This window comes from Rossellomorea sp. DUT-2 (assembly GCF_052665285.1).
Genome location: NZ_JBQPEO010000001.1, coordinates 477,415 through 494,592, shown reverse-complemented (window position 1 = coordinate 494,592; position 17,178 = coordinate 477,415). Strand labels below are relative to the sequence as shown.

At 40.0% G+C, this 17,178-nt stretch carries 22 protein-coding genes; 5 read left to right on the top strand and 17 right to left on the bottom strand.

Annotated elements, in window-relative coordinates; all coding sequences use genetic code 11:
* Positions 1-17: 17 nt before the first annotated feature.
* The 3 genes from ACOSV2_RS02570 to ACOSV2_RS02560 form a co-directional block, all read right to left on the bottom strand.
* Positions 18-1,559 carry an acyl-CoA carboxylase subunit beta gene (locus ACOSV2_RS02570; RefSeq protein ID WP_428973815.1) on the bottom strand — a complete coding sequence of 514 codons (1,542 nt, stop codon included), beginning with the start codon at positions 1,557-1,559 and terminating at the stop codon, positions 18-20.
* Between the two features lie 85 nt (positions 1,560-1,644).
* On the bottom strand, positions 1,645-1,860 hold the full coding sequence (locus ACOSV2_RS02565) for a biotin/lipoyl-binding carrier protein (protein ID WP_113968315.1): 216 nt from the start codon (positions 1,858-1,860) through the stop codon (positions 1,645-1,647).
* Between the two features lie 76 nt (positions 1,861-1,936).
* Entirely contained in the window at positions 1,937-3,286 is a 1,350-nt protein-coding gene (locus tag ACOSV2_RS02560) for an acetyl-CoA carboxylase biotin carboxylase subunit (RefSeq protein WP_428973814.1), read from the bottom strand.
* Between the two features lie 231 nt (positions 3,287-3,517).
* On the opposite strand from ACOSV2_RS02560, the gene ACOSV2_RS02555 reads away from it, so the two are divergent.
* Complete coding sequence (locus ACOSV2_RS02555) at positions 3,518-3,994, top strand: N-acetyltransferase (protein ID WP_428973813.1); 477 nt, start codon at positions 3,518-3,520, stop codon at positions 3,992-3,994.
* A 56-nt stretch (positions 3,995-4,050) separates the two neighbouring features.
* Here ACOSV2_RS02555 and ACOSV2_RS02550 read toward each other — a convergent pair whose 3' ends face one another.
* The 4 genes from ACOSV2_RS02550 to ACOSV2_RS02535 form a co-directional block, all read right to left on the bottom strand.
* Positions 4,051-4,674 (bottom strand): RsfA family transcriptional regulator, encoded by a 624-nt coding sequence (locus ACOSV2_RS02550; protein ID WP_113968318.1) that lies wholly within the window; start codon positions 4,672-4,674, stop codon positions 4,051-4,053.
* Positions 4,675-4,813: 139 nt separating this feature from the next.
* Entirely contained in the window at positions 4,814-5,572 is a 759-nt protein-coding gene (locus tag ACOSV2_RS02545; protein WP_428973812.1) for an enoyl-CoA hydratase/isomerase family protein, read from the bottom strand.
* A 133-nt stretch (positions 5,573-5,705) separates the two neighbouring features.
* Positions 5,706-5,879 (bottom strand): 50S ribosomal protein L32, encoded by a 174-nt coding sequence (rpmF, locus tag ACOSV2_RS02540; RefSeq protein WP_044337494.1) that lies wholly within the window; start codon positions 5,877-5,879, stop codon positions 5,706-5,708.
* A gap of 64 nt (positions 5,880-5,943) precedes the next feature.
* Entirely contained in the window at positions 5,944-6,486 is a 543-nt protein-coding gene (locus tag ACOSV2_RS02535) for a YceD family protein (RefSeq protein ID WP_324748010.1), read from the bottom strand.
* Positions 6,487-6,725: 239 nt separating this feature from the next.
* On the opposite strand from ACOSV2_RS02535, the gene ACOSV2_RS02530 reads away from it, so the two are divergent.
* Positions 6,726-7,937: a nucleotidyltransferase gene (locus ACOSV2_RS02530; RefSeq protein WP_428973811.1), complete on the top strand. Its 1,212-nt coding sequence runs from the start codon at positions 6,726-6,728 to the stop codon at positions 7,935-7,937.
* Between the two features lie 39 nt (positions 7,938-7,976).
* On the opposite strand, the gene ACOSV2_RS02525 is transcribed toward ACOSV2_RS02530, so the two are convergent.
* Positions 7,977-9,020 (bottom strand): SepM family pheromone-processing serine protease, encoded by a 1,044-nt coding sequence (locus ACOSV2_RS02525; protein WP_428973810.1) that lies wholly within the window; start codon positions 9,018-9,020, stop codon positions 7,977-7,979.
* Between the two features lie 5 nt (positions 9,021-9,025).
* Complete coding sequence (locus ACOSV2_RS02520) at positions 9,026-9,805, bottom strand: patatin-like phospholipase family protein (RefSeq protein ID WP_113968323.1); 780 nt, start codon at positions 9,803-9,805, stop codon at positions 9,026-9,028.
* Between the two features lie 177 nt (positions 9,806-9,982).
* On the opposite strand from ACOSV2_RS02520, the gene ylbJ reads away from it, so the two are divergent.
* A complete protein-coding gene (ylbJ, locus tag ACOSV2_RS02515; protein ID WP_428973809.1) occupies positions 9,983-11,197 on the top strand; it encodes a sporulation integral membrane protein YlbJ in 1,215 nt (404 codons plus the stop codon).
* A 99-nt stretch (positions 11,198-11,296) separates the two neighbouring features.
* On the opposite strand, the gene coaD is transcribed toward ylbJ, so the two are convergent.
* The 4 genes from coaD to ACOSV2_RS02495 all read right to left on the bottom strand — a co-directional run bounded on the left by coaD (position 11,297) and on the right by ACOSV2_RS02495 (position 14,457).
* Positions 11,297-11,791 carry a pantetheine-phosphate adenylyltransferase gene (gene coaD / locus ACOSV2_RS02510; RefSeq protein WP_428973808.1) on the bottom strand — a complete coding sequence of 165 codons (495 nt, stop codon included), beginning with the start codon at positions 11,789-11,791 and terminating at the stop codon, positions 11,297-11,299.
* Positions 11,792-11,806: 15 nt separating this feature from the next.
* Positions 11,807-12,379 carry a 16S rRNA (guanine(966)-N(2))-methyltransferase RsmD gene (gene rsmD, locus ACOSV2_RS02505; protein WP_428973807.1) on the bottom strand — a complete coding sequence of 191 codons (573 nt, stop codon included), beginning with the start codon at positions 12,377-12,379 and terminating at the stop codon, positions 11,807-11,809.
* A gap of 263 nt (positions 12,380-12,642) precedes the next feature.
* Positions 12,643-14,052 carry a hypothetical protein gene (locus ACOSV2_RS02500; RefSeq protein WP_428973806.1) on the bottom strand — a complete coding sequence of 470 codons (1,410 nt, stop codon included), beginning with the start codon at positions 14,050-14,052 and terminating at the stop codon, positions 12,643-12,645.
* 87 nt (positions 14,053-14,139) lie between these two features.
* A complete protein-coding gene (locus ACOSV2_RS02495) occupies positions 14,140-14,457 on the bottom strand; it encodes a hypothetical protein (protein WP_428973805.1) in 318 nt (105 codons plus the stop codon).
* A gap of 96 nt (positions 14,458-14,553) precedes the next feature.
* Here ACOSV2_RS02495 and ACOSV2_RS02490 point away from each other — a divergent pair, with 96 nt between their 5' ends.
* Positions 14,554-14,943: a DUF7147 family protein gene (locus ACOSV2_RS02490; RefSeq protein ID WP_428973804.1), complete on the top strand. Its 390-nt coding sequence runs from the start codon at positions 14,554-14,556 to the stop codon at positions 14,941-14,943.
* A gap of 89 nt (positions 14,944-15,032) precedes the next feature.
* Here ACOSV2_RS02490 and ACOSV2_RS02485 read toward each other — a convergent pair whose 3' ends face one another.
* Complete coding sequence (locus tag ACOSV2_RS02485; RefSeq protein WP_428973803.1) at positions 15,033-15,308, bottom strand: YlbG family protein; 276 nt, start codon at positions 15,306-15,308, stop codon at positions 15,033-15,035.
* Between the two features lie 139 nt (positions 15,309-15,447).
* On the opposite strand from ACOSV2_RS02485, the gene ACOSV2_RS02480 reads away from it, so the two are divergent.
* A complete protein-coding gene (locus tag ACOSV2_RS02480) occupies positions 15,448-15,762 on the top strand; it encodes a hypothetical protein (protein ID WP_324748000.1) in 315 nt (104 codons plus the stop codon).
* Positions 15,763-15,830: 68 nt separating this feature from the next.
* Here ACOSV2_RS02480 and ACOSV2_RS02475 read toward each other — a convergent pair whose 3' ends face one another.
* The 3 genes from ACOSV2_RS02475 to ACOSV2_RS02465 form a co-directional block, all read right to left on the bottom strand.
* Positions 15,831-16,277 (bottom strand): YlbF family regulator, encoded by a 447-nt coding sequence (locus ACOSV2_RS02475; protein WP_113968331.1) that lies wholly within the window; start codon positions 16,275-16,277, stop codon positions 15,831-15,833.
* 159 nt (positions 16,278-16,436) lie between these two features.
* On the bottom strand, positions 16,437-16,832 hold the full coding sequence (locus ACOSV2_RS02470) for a hypothetical protein (RefSeq protein WP_324747998.1): 396 nt from the start codon (positions 16,830-16,832) through the stop codon (positions 16,437-16,439).
* A gap of 91 nt (positions 16,833-16,923) precedes the next feature.
* Positions 16,924-17,166 (bottom strand): YlbE-like family protein, encoded by a 243-nt coding sequence (locus ACOSV2_RS02465; protein WP_113968333.1) that lies wholly within the window; start codon positions 17,164-17,166, stop codon positions 16,924-16,926.
* Between the last annotated feature and the right edge of the window lie 12 nt (positions 17,167-17,178).

The following is a 17,178-nucleotide window of genomic DNA, read 5'->3' as shown; positions in this document are numbered from 1 at the left end:
GCCATACATAACCTTGTTTAAACAGGATATACGGGATGTTTTCTTTCACTAAATTGAACATCTTTCGTTTCATAAAGTTTATAACGTTGAATTAATACAGAACGCAACTCATTCGGTGCTGTAATTTCATCAACAATTAATTCCGATGCCAATTTGTAAATATCGATATGCTCTTTATACTCCTTCTGCTTTTCTTGAACATATTGAATTCTCTCTTTTGGATCTTCGATAGCTTGTATCTTATTTGAATAAACCGCATTTACGGCTGCTTCCGGTCCCATTACAGCAATTTGGGCTGTAGGGAGGGCAATACAAACATCCGGATCAAAAGCTGGACCTGCCATTGCATATAGACCCGCGCCATATGCTTTTCTTACAATAACAGATATCTTCGTAACCGTTGCAGAGCTCATGGCAGCTATCAACTTTGCTCCATGGCGGATGATCCCGGCTCTCTCCACTTTTGTCCCTATCATAAACCCAGGTACATCGGCCAGGAATAATAACGGAATATGGAAGGCATCACATAACTGAATGAATTTCGCCCCCTTGTCCGCAGAATCATGGAATAGGACTCCTCCCTTTACCTTCGGCTGATTGGCAATGATCCCGACCACTTTACCATCCATGCGCCCGAAGCCCGTGATTAATTCAGGAGCGAAAAGTTTTTTCATTTCAAAGAAACTTCCTTCATCAATTAATGTATCTATGCAATCGTACATATTAAAAGGTGCATTTTGATGTTCCGGGATAATGTCTTCCAACAGCTTCTCATGCTTAGGAGCGAGACCTTCCTTAACGGCAGGCTTGTGCTCATAATTCGCTGGGAAATAACTTAAATATCTCTTCGCTTCTTCAATCGCTTCCTCTTCAGATGCTGCAAGAAGATCTCCACATCCACTGACAGTGCAGTGCATTCTTGCACCACCCATTTCTTCAAGCGTTACTTTCTCACCGATCACTTTCTCTGCCATTCGAGGAGAACCAAGGTACATAGACGCATTCCCATCAACCATGATCACTATGTCACAAAAAGCAGGGATATACGCTCCACCAGCTGCTGAAGGACCAAAAAGAACACAAATTTGCGGAACCATTCCTGACATTTTCACTTGATTGTGAAAGATTTTACCTGCCCCACGTCGATTAGGGAACATATCTAACTGATCGGTAATACGAGCTCCGGCCGAATCTACTAAATAAAAGATAGGCACTTTTAAATTCAGCGCGGTTTCTTGAATCCGAATGATTTTCTCAACGGTTCTCGCTCCCCATGATCCTGCTTTAACAGTGGAATCATTGGCCATCACACAAACAGTCTGGCCTCCAACCTTTCCGATTGCCGTTACGACTCCATCCGCAGGCAGATCTTCTGCCTTATTGTTTGCAAACATACCATCTTCTTGATAATCCCCATTATCAAATAATTGTTGAAGTCGATCACGAACAAACATCTTTTTCTGTTCTTTCAATTTCTCATGATATTTCGGCTGACCACCCGAAGTGATTCTTTCTCTCGTTTGTTCGAGAGTGTTGATGATCGTTTTAGATGTCGACATAATATCCCCTCCGTCGTTTTATGTAAATGCGTAAACAAGTCAGAGATGAACACATCATCTCTGACTTAATGTCTGCATACTCGAGTTAACCTTCAATAACGAGTAATACATCCCCTTCATTGACAAAATCCCCTACACTCACTTTAATTTCAGAAACCTTACCTCCCGTTTCAGCTTCAACAGGGATTTCCATTTTCATTGATTCTAGCATTAAGACAGTATCTCCAACAGACACTTCTCCACCTTGTTCTACCAGTACATTTAAAACCGTTCCTGCCATTGATGATGTAATTTCCTTCATGATTGATTCCTCCAGTTTGTTCTCTTTTAGTTGAATTCTTTACAGACACTACCTTAATGTCCTGCATTTATTAATCTTACGTTTGGTTGGCCGTTAAAAAGTCCTGTAGCCACTTCGTTGTATAAGTTCCTTCAATAAAGCCTCTATCTTCAATGATATCCTTGAAGAGAGTGACATTTGTTTTAACCCCTTCAATGTTTACCCCTTCAAAGAAGAGCTTGGCTTTATGTAACGCATCCTCACGGTCATCTCCTTTGATGATGCATTTAGAGATCATCGGATCATAGAAAGGAGTGACTTTATTCCCCTCTTCATAACCGCTGTCTATTCGTACATCATCCCCTTTACCCCATCGTAAGGTCGTTAACTGACCTGGAGACGGGTAAAAAGTCTTTGGATCCTCAGCATATACCCTGAACTCAATGGCATGACCGTTTACATGGATTTCCTCCTGTTTGCATAGAGGAAGAGGCTCACCAGAAGCTACCAAAAGTTGCCACTTCACTAAATCTAATCCCGTGATGGATTCAGTGACCGGATGTTCCACTTGAAGTCGTGTATTCATTTCCAAAAAATAAAAATTTTCCTCATCATCAACGATGAACTCCACTGTTCCAGCATTCGTATAGTCTACTGCTTTACCAGCTTGGATGGCAGATGCAAACATTTTCTCCTTCGTTTCTTGAGAAAGGCCAGGGGAAGGTGATTCTTCTATCACTTTTTGGTTTCTTCTTTGCACAGAGCAATTACGCTCAAAAAGATGCACCAAATTCCCATGATGATCTCCAAAGATCTGTACTTCAACGTGTCTCGCATTTTCGATACATTTCTCAAGAAAGACTTCCTCTTTCCCGAAATAGGCTTTAGCCCGGTTTTTAGTAGAATCGAAGCTTTGAACGAGCGCTTGCTCATTTTCACAGCGAATCATACCGATTCCCCCGCCTCCACCACTGGCCTTCAACATAACAGGATAACCAATTTCATTTGCTACACTCTTGGCAGCATCAAGGGTGTCCACTCCTCCATCACTTCCAGGAACGACTGGTACGGATGCATCTTGCATCACTCTTCTAGCCTCTACCTTGTCGCCCATCTTTTCGATGATATCATGAGCAGGTCCAATAAATGAGATGCCTTCTTCTGCAACTCTTCTGGCAAAATCCGCATTTTCTGATAGGAGACCATATCCGGGATGGATCCCATCCACTTTTTCCTTTTTAGCTACCTCGAGTATATTGTCCACTACCAAGTATGAGCGGTTCACCTGTGATTCACCTATGCGGTGAGCAATATCCGCTTCTTTAACAAAGGGCATATCCTGATCTGCATCGGAATAAACCGCGACTGTTTGAATGTTTAATTGTTTACAGGTTTTAATAATTCTTGAAGCAATTTCTCCCCTATTTGCAATTAGAATCTTCTGCACAATCTCTCCCCTTTCTTTATAGAACACATCTGTTCATATTACGAATTCTACAAAAATCGTCGAATTCCTTCTTCTTTATTGTAAACGTTTTCTTAATTAAGTGCAGAATTTTTTGTTTATTTGTTATATAATAATAATAAATACTTGCTTGATCACACGATCAGCTGCAAACGGATACATGATTCATCATGTTTTCCAGATTTATTTTTCAGCAATTTAGGAGGTCATACGATGGCAGTGAAAGTGGAGAAATTAAAAGTAAACTATAAAACTCTCGAAGAGTTTAAGAAATTTAAAGAATATGGTGTTCAGGAATTATCCATGTTGGAAGACTTACAAGCAAACATTATTGAAAACGACAGTGAATCACCATTTTATGGAATTTACTTTGGCGATACGCTGGTTGCCAGAATGAGTTTGTACCAGCGCAATGCCCGATTTGATCAGTACTTCGATCCTCCCCAAAATTACTTGGAGCTATGGAAGCTTGAAGTATTACCAAAATATCAAAACAAAAGCTATGGAAAAATGCTGGTAGAATTCGCAAAAAGCTTTGGTTTACCCATTAAAACAAATTCCCGTATCAAATCCCAGGGGTTCTGGGAGAAAATGGGCTTCGAAGCCGTAACATACGAAGTGGAAAGAGATTTAGGTGAAAACCCATACGTATGGTTCCCTGAAGGTGTCACGGAACAGAAAATCAGTTAATACAAACCCAAAGATAGGCTGACTAAAGATATTCTTTAGCCAGCCTATTTTTCTCTTCATTTATTCAGTCGCTGAAGGTTTCCGTTTTTATCCATCTGAAACTTTACCTTATCTTCATTTCCTTGCAATAGAGCCATTTTCCTTGCTTTTTCAAAAATAGCTAATAATGACTTATGATCTTCTTCAAGGAGATTGAATTTTGCTTCGTATTCTTTCAACTCCTCTTCAACCTCTTGAAGCTTCTCTTTCAATAAAGAGATTTGTCCATGCAGCTGAGTATTTTCATTCCTTACTTTTTCCCCATTTCGAACGGCTTCCTCTGCTTTTTGAAGATAATTTATCATGCTTCCCATTGAAAACACTTCCGGAACTTCAAGCTCTGAGGAACTCTCCACTGGTTGTTTCGGCACTTCCTGCTTTTCCTCGTTTGCCTTAACGATTGGAGAATATTTCTTAGACTGCTTTCTCTGTTTTTTAGCCAGTTCGATTCCAGATTTATATTGTTTGCGAACAAATGAGTTCCAGCGAAAGCCGCAAGCTGCTGATGTTCTAGATAGTTTTCTTCCTACCTCTTCAAACGCTTGAAGCTGGGTACCACCTTCTCGTATATGACGTAATACCACTTCCGCTAACAATACATCTTCATCTTGACTCCATGCATCCTGTCGATTCGAAGACATTTCCATCCCCCCTGTAAGATCCAGTTTATCCATACATATGCTCTTACTAGAGAAGATAGAATCTGCACCGCTATTTTTTTAAGCATACAAATAGAAACAGGGAGTCAATCTTCACCTGTTCCATTTTGTTATGTTTCACTTATTTTTCAAAGAATTTGTCCACTGCTTCATGGTGCTCATCACTTGCCCAGAGCTTAGCGCATTGCCTTATTTCCTTCACGATATTCTCTTCTACTCTTTTTTTATCCCATCTCTCAAGGAGTTGCTGCTTATATGCCTTCAATACCCCCTCTGATTTCAATGAGATCATTTTAATGAGGGGAATTTCATGGGTTGGCATGATGTCATCCACTAACTCATCTACGAACCCTATATCATGAAGGAATTCCGCTTCTTCTACCCTGGCTGTCATCAGGAGTGAAAGCGCATTTGACACTGAAATCCTCTCAAGAAGTAAGGTTCCGCCTCCCCAGCCAGTGGTAATGGCTAGATTCCCTTGGACGAACCCCATTTTCGCAGTTCTTTTAGCAATTCTAAAATCACATGCCGTTGCAATCTCACATCCGCCGCCAATTGCCGTTCCATTTATAAAGGCGATCGTGGGCTTTGGCAGAAAGGCAAGCCTCGTAATGAGTCCCCCCATTTTACTGAGCATTTCATAACTTTCACCCTCTGTCTTAAGGTTATGAAATTGAGTCAAATCCCCACCGGAACAAAAAGCCCGATCCCCACTTCCCGTTATTAGGAGTGCTTTCACGTGATCATTATATATACACTCATTTAAAGCTTTTTCGAGTCCCTCCATAATTTCATAACTGACGGCATTCCTTTTCTCGGGGCGGTTGATGATAAACTGCAGTATTCCATCTTTGTTCATATGTATGATATATTCTCCCACTTTCAGACCCCTCCTGTCTTACTTATAGTGTAAGGTTTTCTGTATGGGATGAACAGGTCTATCTTGAAAATGACAATAAAAAAAGCGTGAAGAGCCATGGCCTCTTTCACGCTTTTTTCGGGTGTAAACAATATTATTTGTTTACAACTTCTTTACCTTTATACGTTCCGCACTCTTTACAAACACGGTGTGCTAGTTTCATTTCACCACAGTTTGGGCATGCTACCATACCAGGTACACGTAGTTTGAAGTGTGTACGACGTTGTCTTTTTGCTGTTTTAGATGTTCTTCTAAAAGGTACTGCCATTCTTCCCACCTCCTTAAAAGAGATTCATACTCATTATGAAGCCAGTCGAACTGGTACTTCGCTTTTAAGATTTCTTGTTTTGATCAAGAAGTTTTGCTAAGTCAGCGAGACGAGGATCCACTTTCTTCTCTTCCTCTTGTTCGACTTGATAAGCTTGTTCTTCCGTCAGCACTTCCCAGTTCTTACCAGAAGGCATCTCATCTTGTTCTCTCGCTTCATCACTGATTACTTGCATCGGAATCTCAAGTAATAGTAATTCTCTAATAGCCGGTTTTAAATCAATAACATCACCTTGAATACGATGTACTTCCTCTTCACCATACTGATCATAATCAGCTTCATTTAGAAGATACGTTTCAATCGTATTAATGTCAACTGGTAAATCAACATCCACAAGGGTTCTTGAGCAAGGTAATACTAACTTTCCTTCTATATGGAGATGGAAAGTGACGCGGTTTGAACCGATATCTGCCTTTCCGGACACTCGAATAGGTGAGACTTCTATAATTTGGGGATCGATTTCTTTCAATTCATCCAAATTAATCGTTTCGTCAATGGAAAGTCCCTTGTCTCTAAATTTTTGTAATTGTATTATTGACCATTTCAATGTAATCACCTCAAGGCAACAAAGGTAATTATAGCTTTCATAATACCGTTTGTCAATATTTTTTCTTTACACTCTTTACAACCATAGTGTTGTAATTATAACGTTTAAATATAAGGACTTTCAAATATTTTATAATATTAGTTATGATTATGTCATAAAAGGAGAGAATCTATATCATTTCCTTATATAATAATCTACATAGCAGATAGTTTTGACTTAGAAAGGATGTGGAGAATTTCATGAAAGCAACAGGTGTAGTAGTAGAATATAATCCCTTTCATAATGGTCATTTACATCATTTAAGGGAAACGAGGAATGCAACTGGCGCTGATATAGTGGTTGCGGTTATGAGTGGGCATTTCCTGCAGCGTGGTGAGCCTGCGCTGGTCTCTAAATGGTCCCGCACCAGAATGGCTTTAGAAGCAGGGGTTGACGTCGTGATTGAACTTCCCTATTGTTTTGCCACTCAGCATGCTGAGATTTTTTCGAGGGGAGCCATTTCACTCCTTGATTCCATAGGCTGTGAGAGTTTTTGTTTCGGCAGCGAGGATGGGGATATTGATACTTTTGAGAAAACGGTCGAATTCATTGAAGCAAATCGGGAGCAATATAATACATATATCAGTCGGTTTATCCGGGAAGGCATGAGCTATCCTTCCGCCCTTGCCAAAGCCTTTCAAACACTAGGGAACGGAGACTCCGTTATCGATTTAAGTAAACCGAATAATATACTGGGGTTTCATTATATGGAAGCTAGAAACCAGATTCACTCGTCACTTAAAGCGTACACCATTACAAGGGAAGCTGCCGGGTACCATGATCAACACTTCTCTTCTCCTTCAATTGCAAGTGCAACAAGCATAAGGAAAAACATATTCACGAGCGAGGGGGATCATAAGATTGATTCTTATCTCCCGTCGACATCCGTTGATCAGTTAGCTCAGTACCAACTCGAGTATGGAGGATTCCATCGCTGGGAAAATTATTGGACGATTTTGCAGTATAAGCTTCTTTCGTCGTCCAAAGAGGAACTGAAGGAGATATATGAAGTAGAAGAAGGGATAGAAAATCGGATGAAGGAGTGTGTTAAAACCTCGACTTCCTTTGAAGAATTCATGACGAAGCTTAAAACAAAGCGCTATACATGGACACGCCTTCAACGAATGCTCCTGCATATTCTGACGAATACCCGCAAGGAAGAGATGCGTAACAGACACGCCTCCCCAAGCTATATCCGCCTGCTTGGAATGAATAAAATGGGAAGGGAATTTCTCCATTCTAAGAAAAAAGAAATGCCCTTGCCTTTAATCAGTAAGCTTTCAAGTGCTAATCAAAGTGATATAGAATTAGATGTCAGAGCCGCTGAAATATTTTCATTAGGTTTAAAAAATGCGTCAGCCCGAAAAAAATCGCTACATCAGGAATGGTCTCAACCGCCTGTAATGATATAAAAAAAATAGAAAGAGGCTGACCTAATACAGCCTCTTTGACTATTTTGCTAATGTTTGTAAAAATGCTAATGCTTCATCAAAGGTTTTCACAGGTATTACCTTCATATCAGTACCAATGTCTTCAGCAGTCCTTTTGGCAGCAATATAGTTCGATTCAAGTTCAGGATACTTTTCTTTCATTTCTTTTGTAACGGTTTCATGTGGAGCAAGGAAATATTCTGCCCCTGCTTTGTCAGCAGCAATGACCTTCTGCTCTATACCGCCAATTCGTCCTACTTCCCCTTTTTCGGAAATCGTACCCGTCCCCGCAATAGAATGACCCTTCGTAATGTCATCCTTCGTTAGTTGATTATAAATCTCCAAGCTAAACATCAATCCTGCTGAAGGACCACCAATTTCTTCAGTATCCAGTTTCACCGAGGGGTCGGTTTTGATTTCTTTATCGTCACTTAGCGTAATTCCAAGACCAACTTTATCCGGCATATCAGGGAAAGCCTCCAAGGAGATCGTTTCCACCTTTTCTTCCTTATCCCGAACGTAAGTAATCTTCACAGAATCCCCACTTTTTTTCTTACTGACATATTCAATGAATTCCTCTGAAGATTGAAATGTATTCCCATCAACGGCTGTAATACGATCACCAGGCATTAAGACTTCTTCTGCCGGCATAGATGGATAAATATTCAGTACATATATACCTTTGTAGGTGTATTCATAGAATTTACCCGCTTTTTTATAGGCCACTTCAATGGCATGGTTTTGAGAGTCAGCCATAAGGTGCAGTTGACGAAGATTATACTCCTCGTCACTTTCATGAGGGCTTCTGATTTCCTCAACCGGGAAGATATATTCGTATTTTTTTAAGCTGGCCAAAAGATAGGCATATATATTTGCTCTTCCCATCCTGACGGTTGTAAGCATTAGTTCACCTTCGTCCTCATAGCCATTCTTCACCTCTACGATCGGATCCAGTTCATGGGCCCCTCCCGGCTTCGTTACATAAAAGGGAAGATAATAAAAGGATGTAGCAACCATGATAATGGTCATGATGACTAAGGTTCTGATTAATGTTTTCGTTTTCATGCTCTTTACTCCTTCCAATTATCTAAAGCTTTCTGAATAGAAGGAATAACCTTCTTCGCCTCTTCCTCCCCCATATCGATAATTTCATCAATATTCTTAAAGGCTCTGGTGCTATACATTTCCACATGGGGTCTGATCATAAAGTCAGAAGCAAATTCACGGTGTGCGACGATTTCTAATTGAAGGATATCGATGCTTTGCATAATCACGTCATAAATCGTTGTGATTTCAGCATTCCTTTTCACATGAGATACATCGACGCCGATGACGATGTCAGCACCCATCTCTTTAACAACCGAAACAGGTACCCGGTCAATGACTCCTCCGTCCACGAGTAAGCGTCCGTTTATTCTTTCAGGTACAAATATACCCGGGATCGCAATACTTGCCCGGACCGCACTTGAGATAGGGCCGGTCGTAAACACCACTTTTTCACCATTCGTAATATCTGTGGCAACAACACTTATGGGAATATTTAAATCTTCAATATTTTTATTATGTGTAAAAAGCTGAATGAATTCTTTTATCCTCTTACCCGAAATAAAGCCCATCTTCGGAACGGTAAAGTCTAAATAATATTTTCTTCTGAAGGTGGTGGAAAGCTTATAAAGGTCTTCCATCTTATGCCCTACCCCATAAAAGCAGCCCACAAGTGCCCCCATACTGCTTCCTGCAATCATATCTACAGGGATCTTTGCATCATCAAATGCCTTTAAAACCCCTAAATGTGCAAATCCTCTTGCCCCACCCGAGCCGAGGGCTAATCCAATTTTGGGTCTGTCCATGCCCTTCCCCCTTTTGCCGAGTTATCGGTACATTTCATCATATGGTCTATTTCAATTATGTATGAGTATATTGAATAATATGAGGACAAGTTGAATTAATCCCATTTTATCATTTTTTTCCCGATTCACAAGGAATTGATATAGAAGGAACTTATTTCATAAGAGGGGGAAGTCCGGTTGTTCAAATCGAAAATCAAAACCTTGGCTTTATCGATGAGCGTGACTTTATTTGCGGCATCTCTCATCATAATGCCGGGAGAATCTCTTGAGGCCTCCATACGGGGATTAGATATGTGGTGGGAGATCGTATTCCCCTCGTTATTGCCATTTTTCATCGTGTCAGAAATGTTGATTGGTTTTGGTGTAGTCAGGTTTATCGGAGTCATGCTGGAACCCTTGATGAGGCCACTATTCCGGGTCCCCGGGGTCGGAGGGTTTGTGTGGGCAATGGGAATGGCATCAGGGTTTCCATCGGGAGCCAAACTGACGGCCCGTCTGAGGCAGGAAGAACAAATCACGAAATTGGAAGCGGAACGCCTTGTTTCTTTCACGAACTCTTCCAATCCTTTATTCATATTTGGAGCTGTATCGGTTGGGTTCTTTCAAAATGCTACCCTCGGAATTGTTTTAGCTGCCGCTCATTATATTGGAAACATCTGTGTAGGTGTCGTCATGAGATTCTATGGGGGAGAAGAGAAGGAAGAATTGAGAAATCGGTCTTCCGGGAAAAAAGGCTTTATCATTCGGGAAGCCTTTTCTGCTCTTCATCGCACAAGACTGCAAGATAAGCGCCCTATAGGGAAACTCTTGGGAGATGCTGTCACCTCTTCCATTCAAACCTTACTGATGATCGGTGGTTTCATTATCTTATTTTCGGTCATCAATAAAATGCTTTATCACTTGCATATTACAACCTTTATTGCTGAAGCCTTTTCAACTCTATTTATTCTGCTCCAATTACCAGAACAATTAAGCATTCCTTTTATTTCAGGCTTGTTTGAAATCACGTTAGGCTCTAAGCTGACAAGTGGAGTAAATGAAGCTACTCTGCTTCAGCAAGCCATTATTACAAGTTTTATATTGGGGTTCAGTGGGTTCAGCGTCCAAGCGCAAGTGGCAAGCATATTAGCAGAAACCGATATCCGGTTCAAGCCCTTTTTCTATGCCCGATTTGTTCATGGAATAGCCGCGTCCGTCACGACCATCATCATTTGGAAACCGATATACGAGAGATTTTCGGATGAGCAGCTCTCAAATGCCATCCCTGTATTCGCCATGAAAAACAATGCATTCTGGACGGAAATGCTGTATTGGTTTAAGACAGCAGGTCCGTTGATCACGATATTCAGTTTGATTCTCTATGTTGTTCTGTATGTAAGAAGAAAAGGTTAAAAATAAAGAATGGGGTTGATCCCTTTGGCTATGACAATATACTTCTCACAAGCTGAGAAGGGTAAAGTCTGCACACTTGGATCAACCCTGTATTCATTATTAGGGCTTATTTAAATCACTAAATTTTTCCTTTAATGATTCTTCCACCCGTTTCGGTACTAATTCGGATATGTTGCCTCCATACTTAGCCACTTCTTTTACTATACTCGAGCTCAAGAAAGAATATTGATTATTCGTCATAATGAAGAACGTCTCGATATCATCTTCTAAAACCCTGTTCATTGAGGTAATCTGCATCTCATACTCAAAGTCTGATACTGCACGCAATCCTCTAATGATTGCTTTCGCATTGACTTTCTTTGCGTAATCAACTAAGAGCCCTTGAAAAGAATCGACAACTACATTAGGAATGTCTCCCGTAACCTCACGAATCAATTCAATTCTTTCCTCTACAGAGAATAGTGATTGTTTAGAAGAGTTATTTAAGACCACCACATAAATTTGATCAAAAACTTTCGCACCCCGTGTAATGATATCTAAATGTCCATATGTAATGGGATCAAAACTACCCGGACACACTGCAATGCTCGTCATCATATTACCCCCTAGCTATTTATCGTTTCTTCCTTCGTTCCCCTTGGAAAAAATAGAGATTCTTATAATTCCATACGTTTCTTCCCTTATTTTCTCCAAGCCCCCGGCTCTATCTCCCAGTGTAATCTCCGACCCATGTTCACACATGACGTAACCGCTTTCATTCAGAAGATTGTGCTCGTCGATGAATTCCAGGAGTTGTTGAAGCTTCTGCTGTTTATAAGGAGGATCAAGGAATATATAATCAAAGGTTATCTCTCTTTTTAAAATTGCCTTTAACGCCCTCGTTGCTTCGTTCCTATACACTTCGCTTTGCTCTACCAGGTCACAATCGTGGAGGTTTGCCTTAATGGTTTGAAATGCTTTTGCATCACGGTCCACGAAAATCACAGAATGGAGTCCACGACTCAGGGCTTCTATTCCGAGTCCACCGCTTCCTGCAAATAAATCCAATCCTGTGCCCCCTTCAAAATAGGGACCTAACATATTAAATATAGACTCTTTCACCTTATCTGTTGTAGGCCGTGTCCCGCTGCCAGGAACAGCTTTCAACGGTCTTCCTTTTAACGTTCCTGATATTACTCTCATAATCATCCACCATATATGTATTTTTTCTTCACTATCCTATCATATCTCGACAGATATCGCTACATACTGAAATTGCCCCAAAACATGTATAAAATCATTTTGATAGGTGATAATGGAAGTAACAGCATCCTAACTGATGTTGTTGCCAACCGCGGAGAAGACTTACGATTCCCCATAAGTTCTTCCTCCGGTTTCTCCTCTCCCTTTGCCTTCTTTCCAGAAATGGATATAGAAGGACCCTGCAGAAAGTTCTGCAGGGCTTTTTACGTTCTTTCATCATATCCGGAGGAAGCTTCCTTATTCATCACTTCTACCTTGAACAATTTCTCAAACCAGTGAACATCCATATAAATGGAACCCCCAACCGTTTGGATGGGATTCGTTATTAAGCCGTAATTTTCTTCATTATAAATAAAATAATCTTCATTCACATAAAACCTGAATGTATTTCCATTCAACGATGTGAAAAATACGTTTGGCTTTATCTCTTGAATGTCCAGCCCCAAAGCCGAAACTGCTTGTGGAAATTGAATAAGTTCTTTCTGTTTATACAATATGTAAGACAGGTTATGTGAATTTTTGTTGAGGAGTACAGGATTATTGCTTTTAAGAATCATTGGGACATTCTCTTTTCCATTTACACTTTCAGTAAAAAATGTAGAGTCAAAGCCTGTAACTTTTCCTAACATCATATCTAATTTTGTTGCATCAACGGTTTTGATCTTGTCCTCTTCCATCCTCCGTTTAAATGCATCCAATTGGGAAGAGGTCAGTCCTTCCATTACTTCTTTATAAGCCCATGCAGATTTTGGAGTGTGCGGTTGTTTTCCCAAAAGGATACTGACGATAAATTCTTTAAGCCAAGCCTCTTCATCAGTGGAATAATACTGCTGATACAGTAAGCTCCCTTTCAGTTCATTCAGCAGCTCCTTATCAGCTGTGTTCCTCACAATCAAATATGGAGATACATAGTGCTGGATTTTATCCGTGATGATGACGGTCACAAATCCTTCAAATGAGCCTGGTCGGACTGCCTCAGCCTCTTTCATGTCGGTCCGATCGTACAACATTCTCACTGTAGATGAAGCTTTCTCCATCAGTGGATTCCCTGTCCAGTATAATGCGGAAGGCTCCCCCCGACCAATGAAAGAATAATAATCTATATAGTTCTTTTTTTTATGGCTGGCAGATTTATATCCTGCTACCCATTTCCCAGTCCTCAAACTTTTTTCTGTTATGTGAATATCTGTATTTAACGTTTTGATAGAAGATAGTGCAGGGTGCCAATCTTTCACTAACATACCTTCTGTTTTGATCGACTTCTCGAATGAATAGGTAATCGTGATCTCTTTAAGGTCTTTATAGAGATCACTTAATTGGAATTCTCCATTTTCTTTCGTTAAACACCTATCCCCTCTGTCATTTACACATGAAAAACCCTTTGCATCACTTGGCCATTGAATGGTTATTTGTTTAGGGATTGTTGATAAAAAATGAATGGTTTGTGTCACAAAAAATGTGTTTTCCTCATGTGTGATGGAATAAGATTGATTTACCTTTACAGCCCCAGACTCTTCGGCACTTTCTGTTGTGAATCCCATCCATTGAAAGAAAAGAATGCTGGAACTAATCAAAATCATAAGTAGTCCAAATGTAAATAGGATGCGTTTCATACTATACTCCTTGACTCCGTCTGTTACATAAAGAATAGCAGATTCCGACAGCTAATGGTTGAATATTTTTAGATTATTTCCAATCATTTAACCAAAATCTAGATCTTTACTGCCTGCGGGAAAAGACGCTTGGTCTAAATGATCAGAAAGCATATGATCCCATTCACTTTTATCCACCAAGCCATTACTTAAAAGAATTTCTTGTAAATCTTGAAGCGTAGATTTTTGCCATTCATCCTCCTCTACCAGAGATAGAATTCCGTGCGCCGCAAGCGTAGACAAAATGGCTGTCACGATAAAAGAATCACTATTCTTTAATTCAATTTCTTTCGCTTCATGTCTTTCGCCAATAACATACAAACTTGATAATCCCAGGACGATAAATAGAAATAACCATACCATCACGATCACCCCGCTAAGTTATTTTGAATCTTTACTTATCACTATATGTTTGAAATAATAAGGAATTGATAAACTCGGTAAGAAAAGGAGATTGAATGAATGATTCAACGTTTTATTGAATTAGGAGAAGGATATTCAGATATTTATGAACTAATGGAGCTTGCAAAAGCCAATAAAGAGAGATTGCAGCATATGATGGCATTTCATACTATTGTTAAAAACCGTGCCGTATCATCCCTGGCGCTCGTGATGAAACCTACTGAACAGGGCAAATTCCAAGCCATTTATGTTTGCCGGGAAGGAATCCCAAATCCGAATATCACACCAAATCAGCGCTACTCCCTTTTTGAAGAAACGGCTAAGGAATTAGACAGGGTCATCATCCAAATGGATGTGAAACCCTCCACTCTCTATCCGGAAAAAGCATTGTACTATCAGCATCTGATCGCAATACTGCGATTAAATCATTATATACTGCCTTTACAATAAAGGAGGTTAATCGTGCAGCTTTTTGTAATGGGGAGATGTATCACCCCTAAGAAAAAAGCTGCCAAAATAACTCTCTTTGGCAGCAAACATTAAAATCCCATTTTGTAATCATATTCCTTTGCCTTATCCGGGCGGGAATTTTCATAAACAGACTTAATAAATGGCTTATGGGAAGGATCTACCTTTTTCACGTAGGAATAGGCAGCTATTCTTTCCATTACCGTGTCGATTTCATCTTGATTACAATAAAGTACAACATATTTCATTTTCTTCGAAACATAGTGAACATTCCCAAATCGCCTCAGGGACTTGGCATGCTTCAAACTATGTAACCAAACAACTAAACCTTGTCTTTGCGTTAACATATAGTTTCCCCTCTAGGAATCACTTTTTTATAAGTCTAGCATAATAATGTGGCGGTAAGCAATACGTAATGGTGTGAACTTTCATTAAACAAAGCGTACAGTGAATACTACATAATGAAGGACAGAACGGAGGGTCACCATGGATTTGAATATGATTTGGGACTTTTTTATCGACCAACTTCGACAAGAGGACGGGATTGAAGATGCGCATGTGAAATGGAGCGCAGGCATCCCATTTATCTATATAAGATCCAAGAAAGAGAAGAGTGACATCGAGTACTCCATTAAAAAATGGTCGGCTAGAGCGATGCGGGGAAAGAGACTGCATTCTGATACGATTTTTTTCAGGGAAGAAGGATCATTGTATGTATATCGGCATCGGTTCTATGTCCCCCAGGAAAAAATGTTTTGCTGCGGGAACCTCTGTGTGGACTGTGTTCGGTTAAGACAGTAAGGAAAAAGGATCAATACCACAAAATGAAAAGAAGAGCAGACACATTGTCCGCTCTTCTTTCCATATGATTAGGCTGAACAACCGCAGCTTCCGCCAGATCCGCAGCCTCCTCCGCATGATCCTCCGCTTGAGAAGAAAGGATTCCCTGAAGGAACCTTTACATTTTTAGACACGGAATGTCCAATTAGCAGGCTCACTTGATCAAGCAGATCCTGCAGCTCGTTTTCCACTCTTCTGAACTCCGCTACATTCTCATCAAGGTCCATTTCTCTTTTCACTTCACGGATTTCTTTCATGATGGTTTTGTAGTCCGGGTGGTAACGACCGAAACGTTGAACTTCTTCGTAACTTTCTTTCATTCGCGAAAAGGTTTGTACTTTTCGTTGAGTTTCAGAATTGTTGCGAAGTTTATATAAAGACTTACGATAATTTTCTGCCACATCAGATTCTAAAATCCACTGAGATAATTCGTCAGCTGAATCCAATATTTCCATTCTTTCTATAGTAGCAAGCATAACGCTCACCTCCGTAACGATATTTTAACACGTTTCACGCAAGGAAGCGAATATGCAAATTGAATTTTTTGGTTTTATCCACTTTATCCAATGATGTATGAATCCACATAAAATACCGCCGCGAAAAAAAATTTCACGACGGACATTAGGAAACAATGATTATTGAATCGTCACATAAAACTGCTTTTTCATCCCTAAAGGTTTGTTATTCGTCCCTACTATTTCAACGTTGAGAAGATGCACACCTTTTGGTAACCCTTTTACAACAAAGGCGGCTGTATGATACTCCTTATACAAATTGCCGGTATTTGAACGAACGACGATCTTTCCTTTTTTCGCTCCGCTTTTTTCTGATGTGAATGTTACATTGGGAACGATACATTCAATATACACTTGACTTCCTTGTACCATATGTTTGATGGAAAGAGGTTTTTCCTCAGCTTTCGCAGCCTCAACTTTTTTAGTAAACGTAAAGCTTTCCGGTTCAGGCATTTTTTCCTTACAGCCGCTTAATGACATAAGTAAAGCAATGGATAGAAATATGATTTTCTTCATCGTGTACACCACTCCTTACTAATAGCCTTGCCCAACCGTTTCGCTTTTTACTCAAAACTTTTTTTGGACTTTCACACAAAAAAATAGTGCCTCAACTCTCGGCACTATTCATTGATTGGAACATACTGATCATCATGGAGGCCATTTGGACTCCGTTTGAGAATTTTTGTACTCGATGAGGAATCGTTTTTTGAAAATGGTTAATCGACGCAATTTCGAATTTCTCTAATTCATTGGGATTTCGAGAAAGTGTACGATACCACTGTGGCTGATCTCTTAAAAATAATTTCAGATCTTCTTTGGCATAAATATACTCAATAATGTCCGCTCGCATTTTTAGACACCC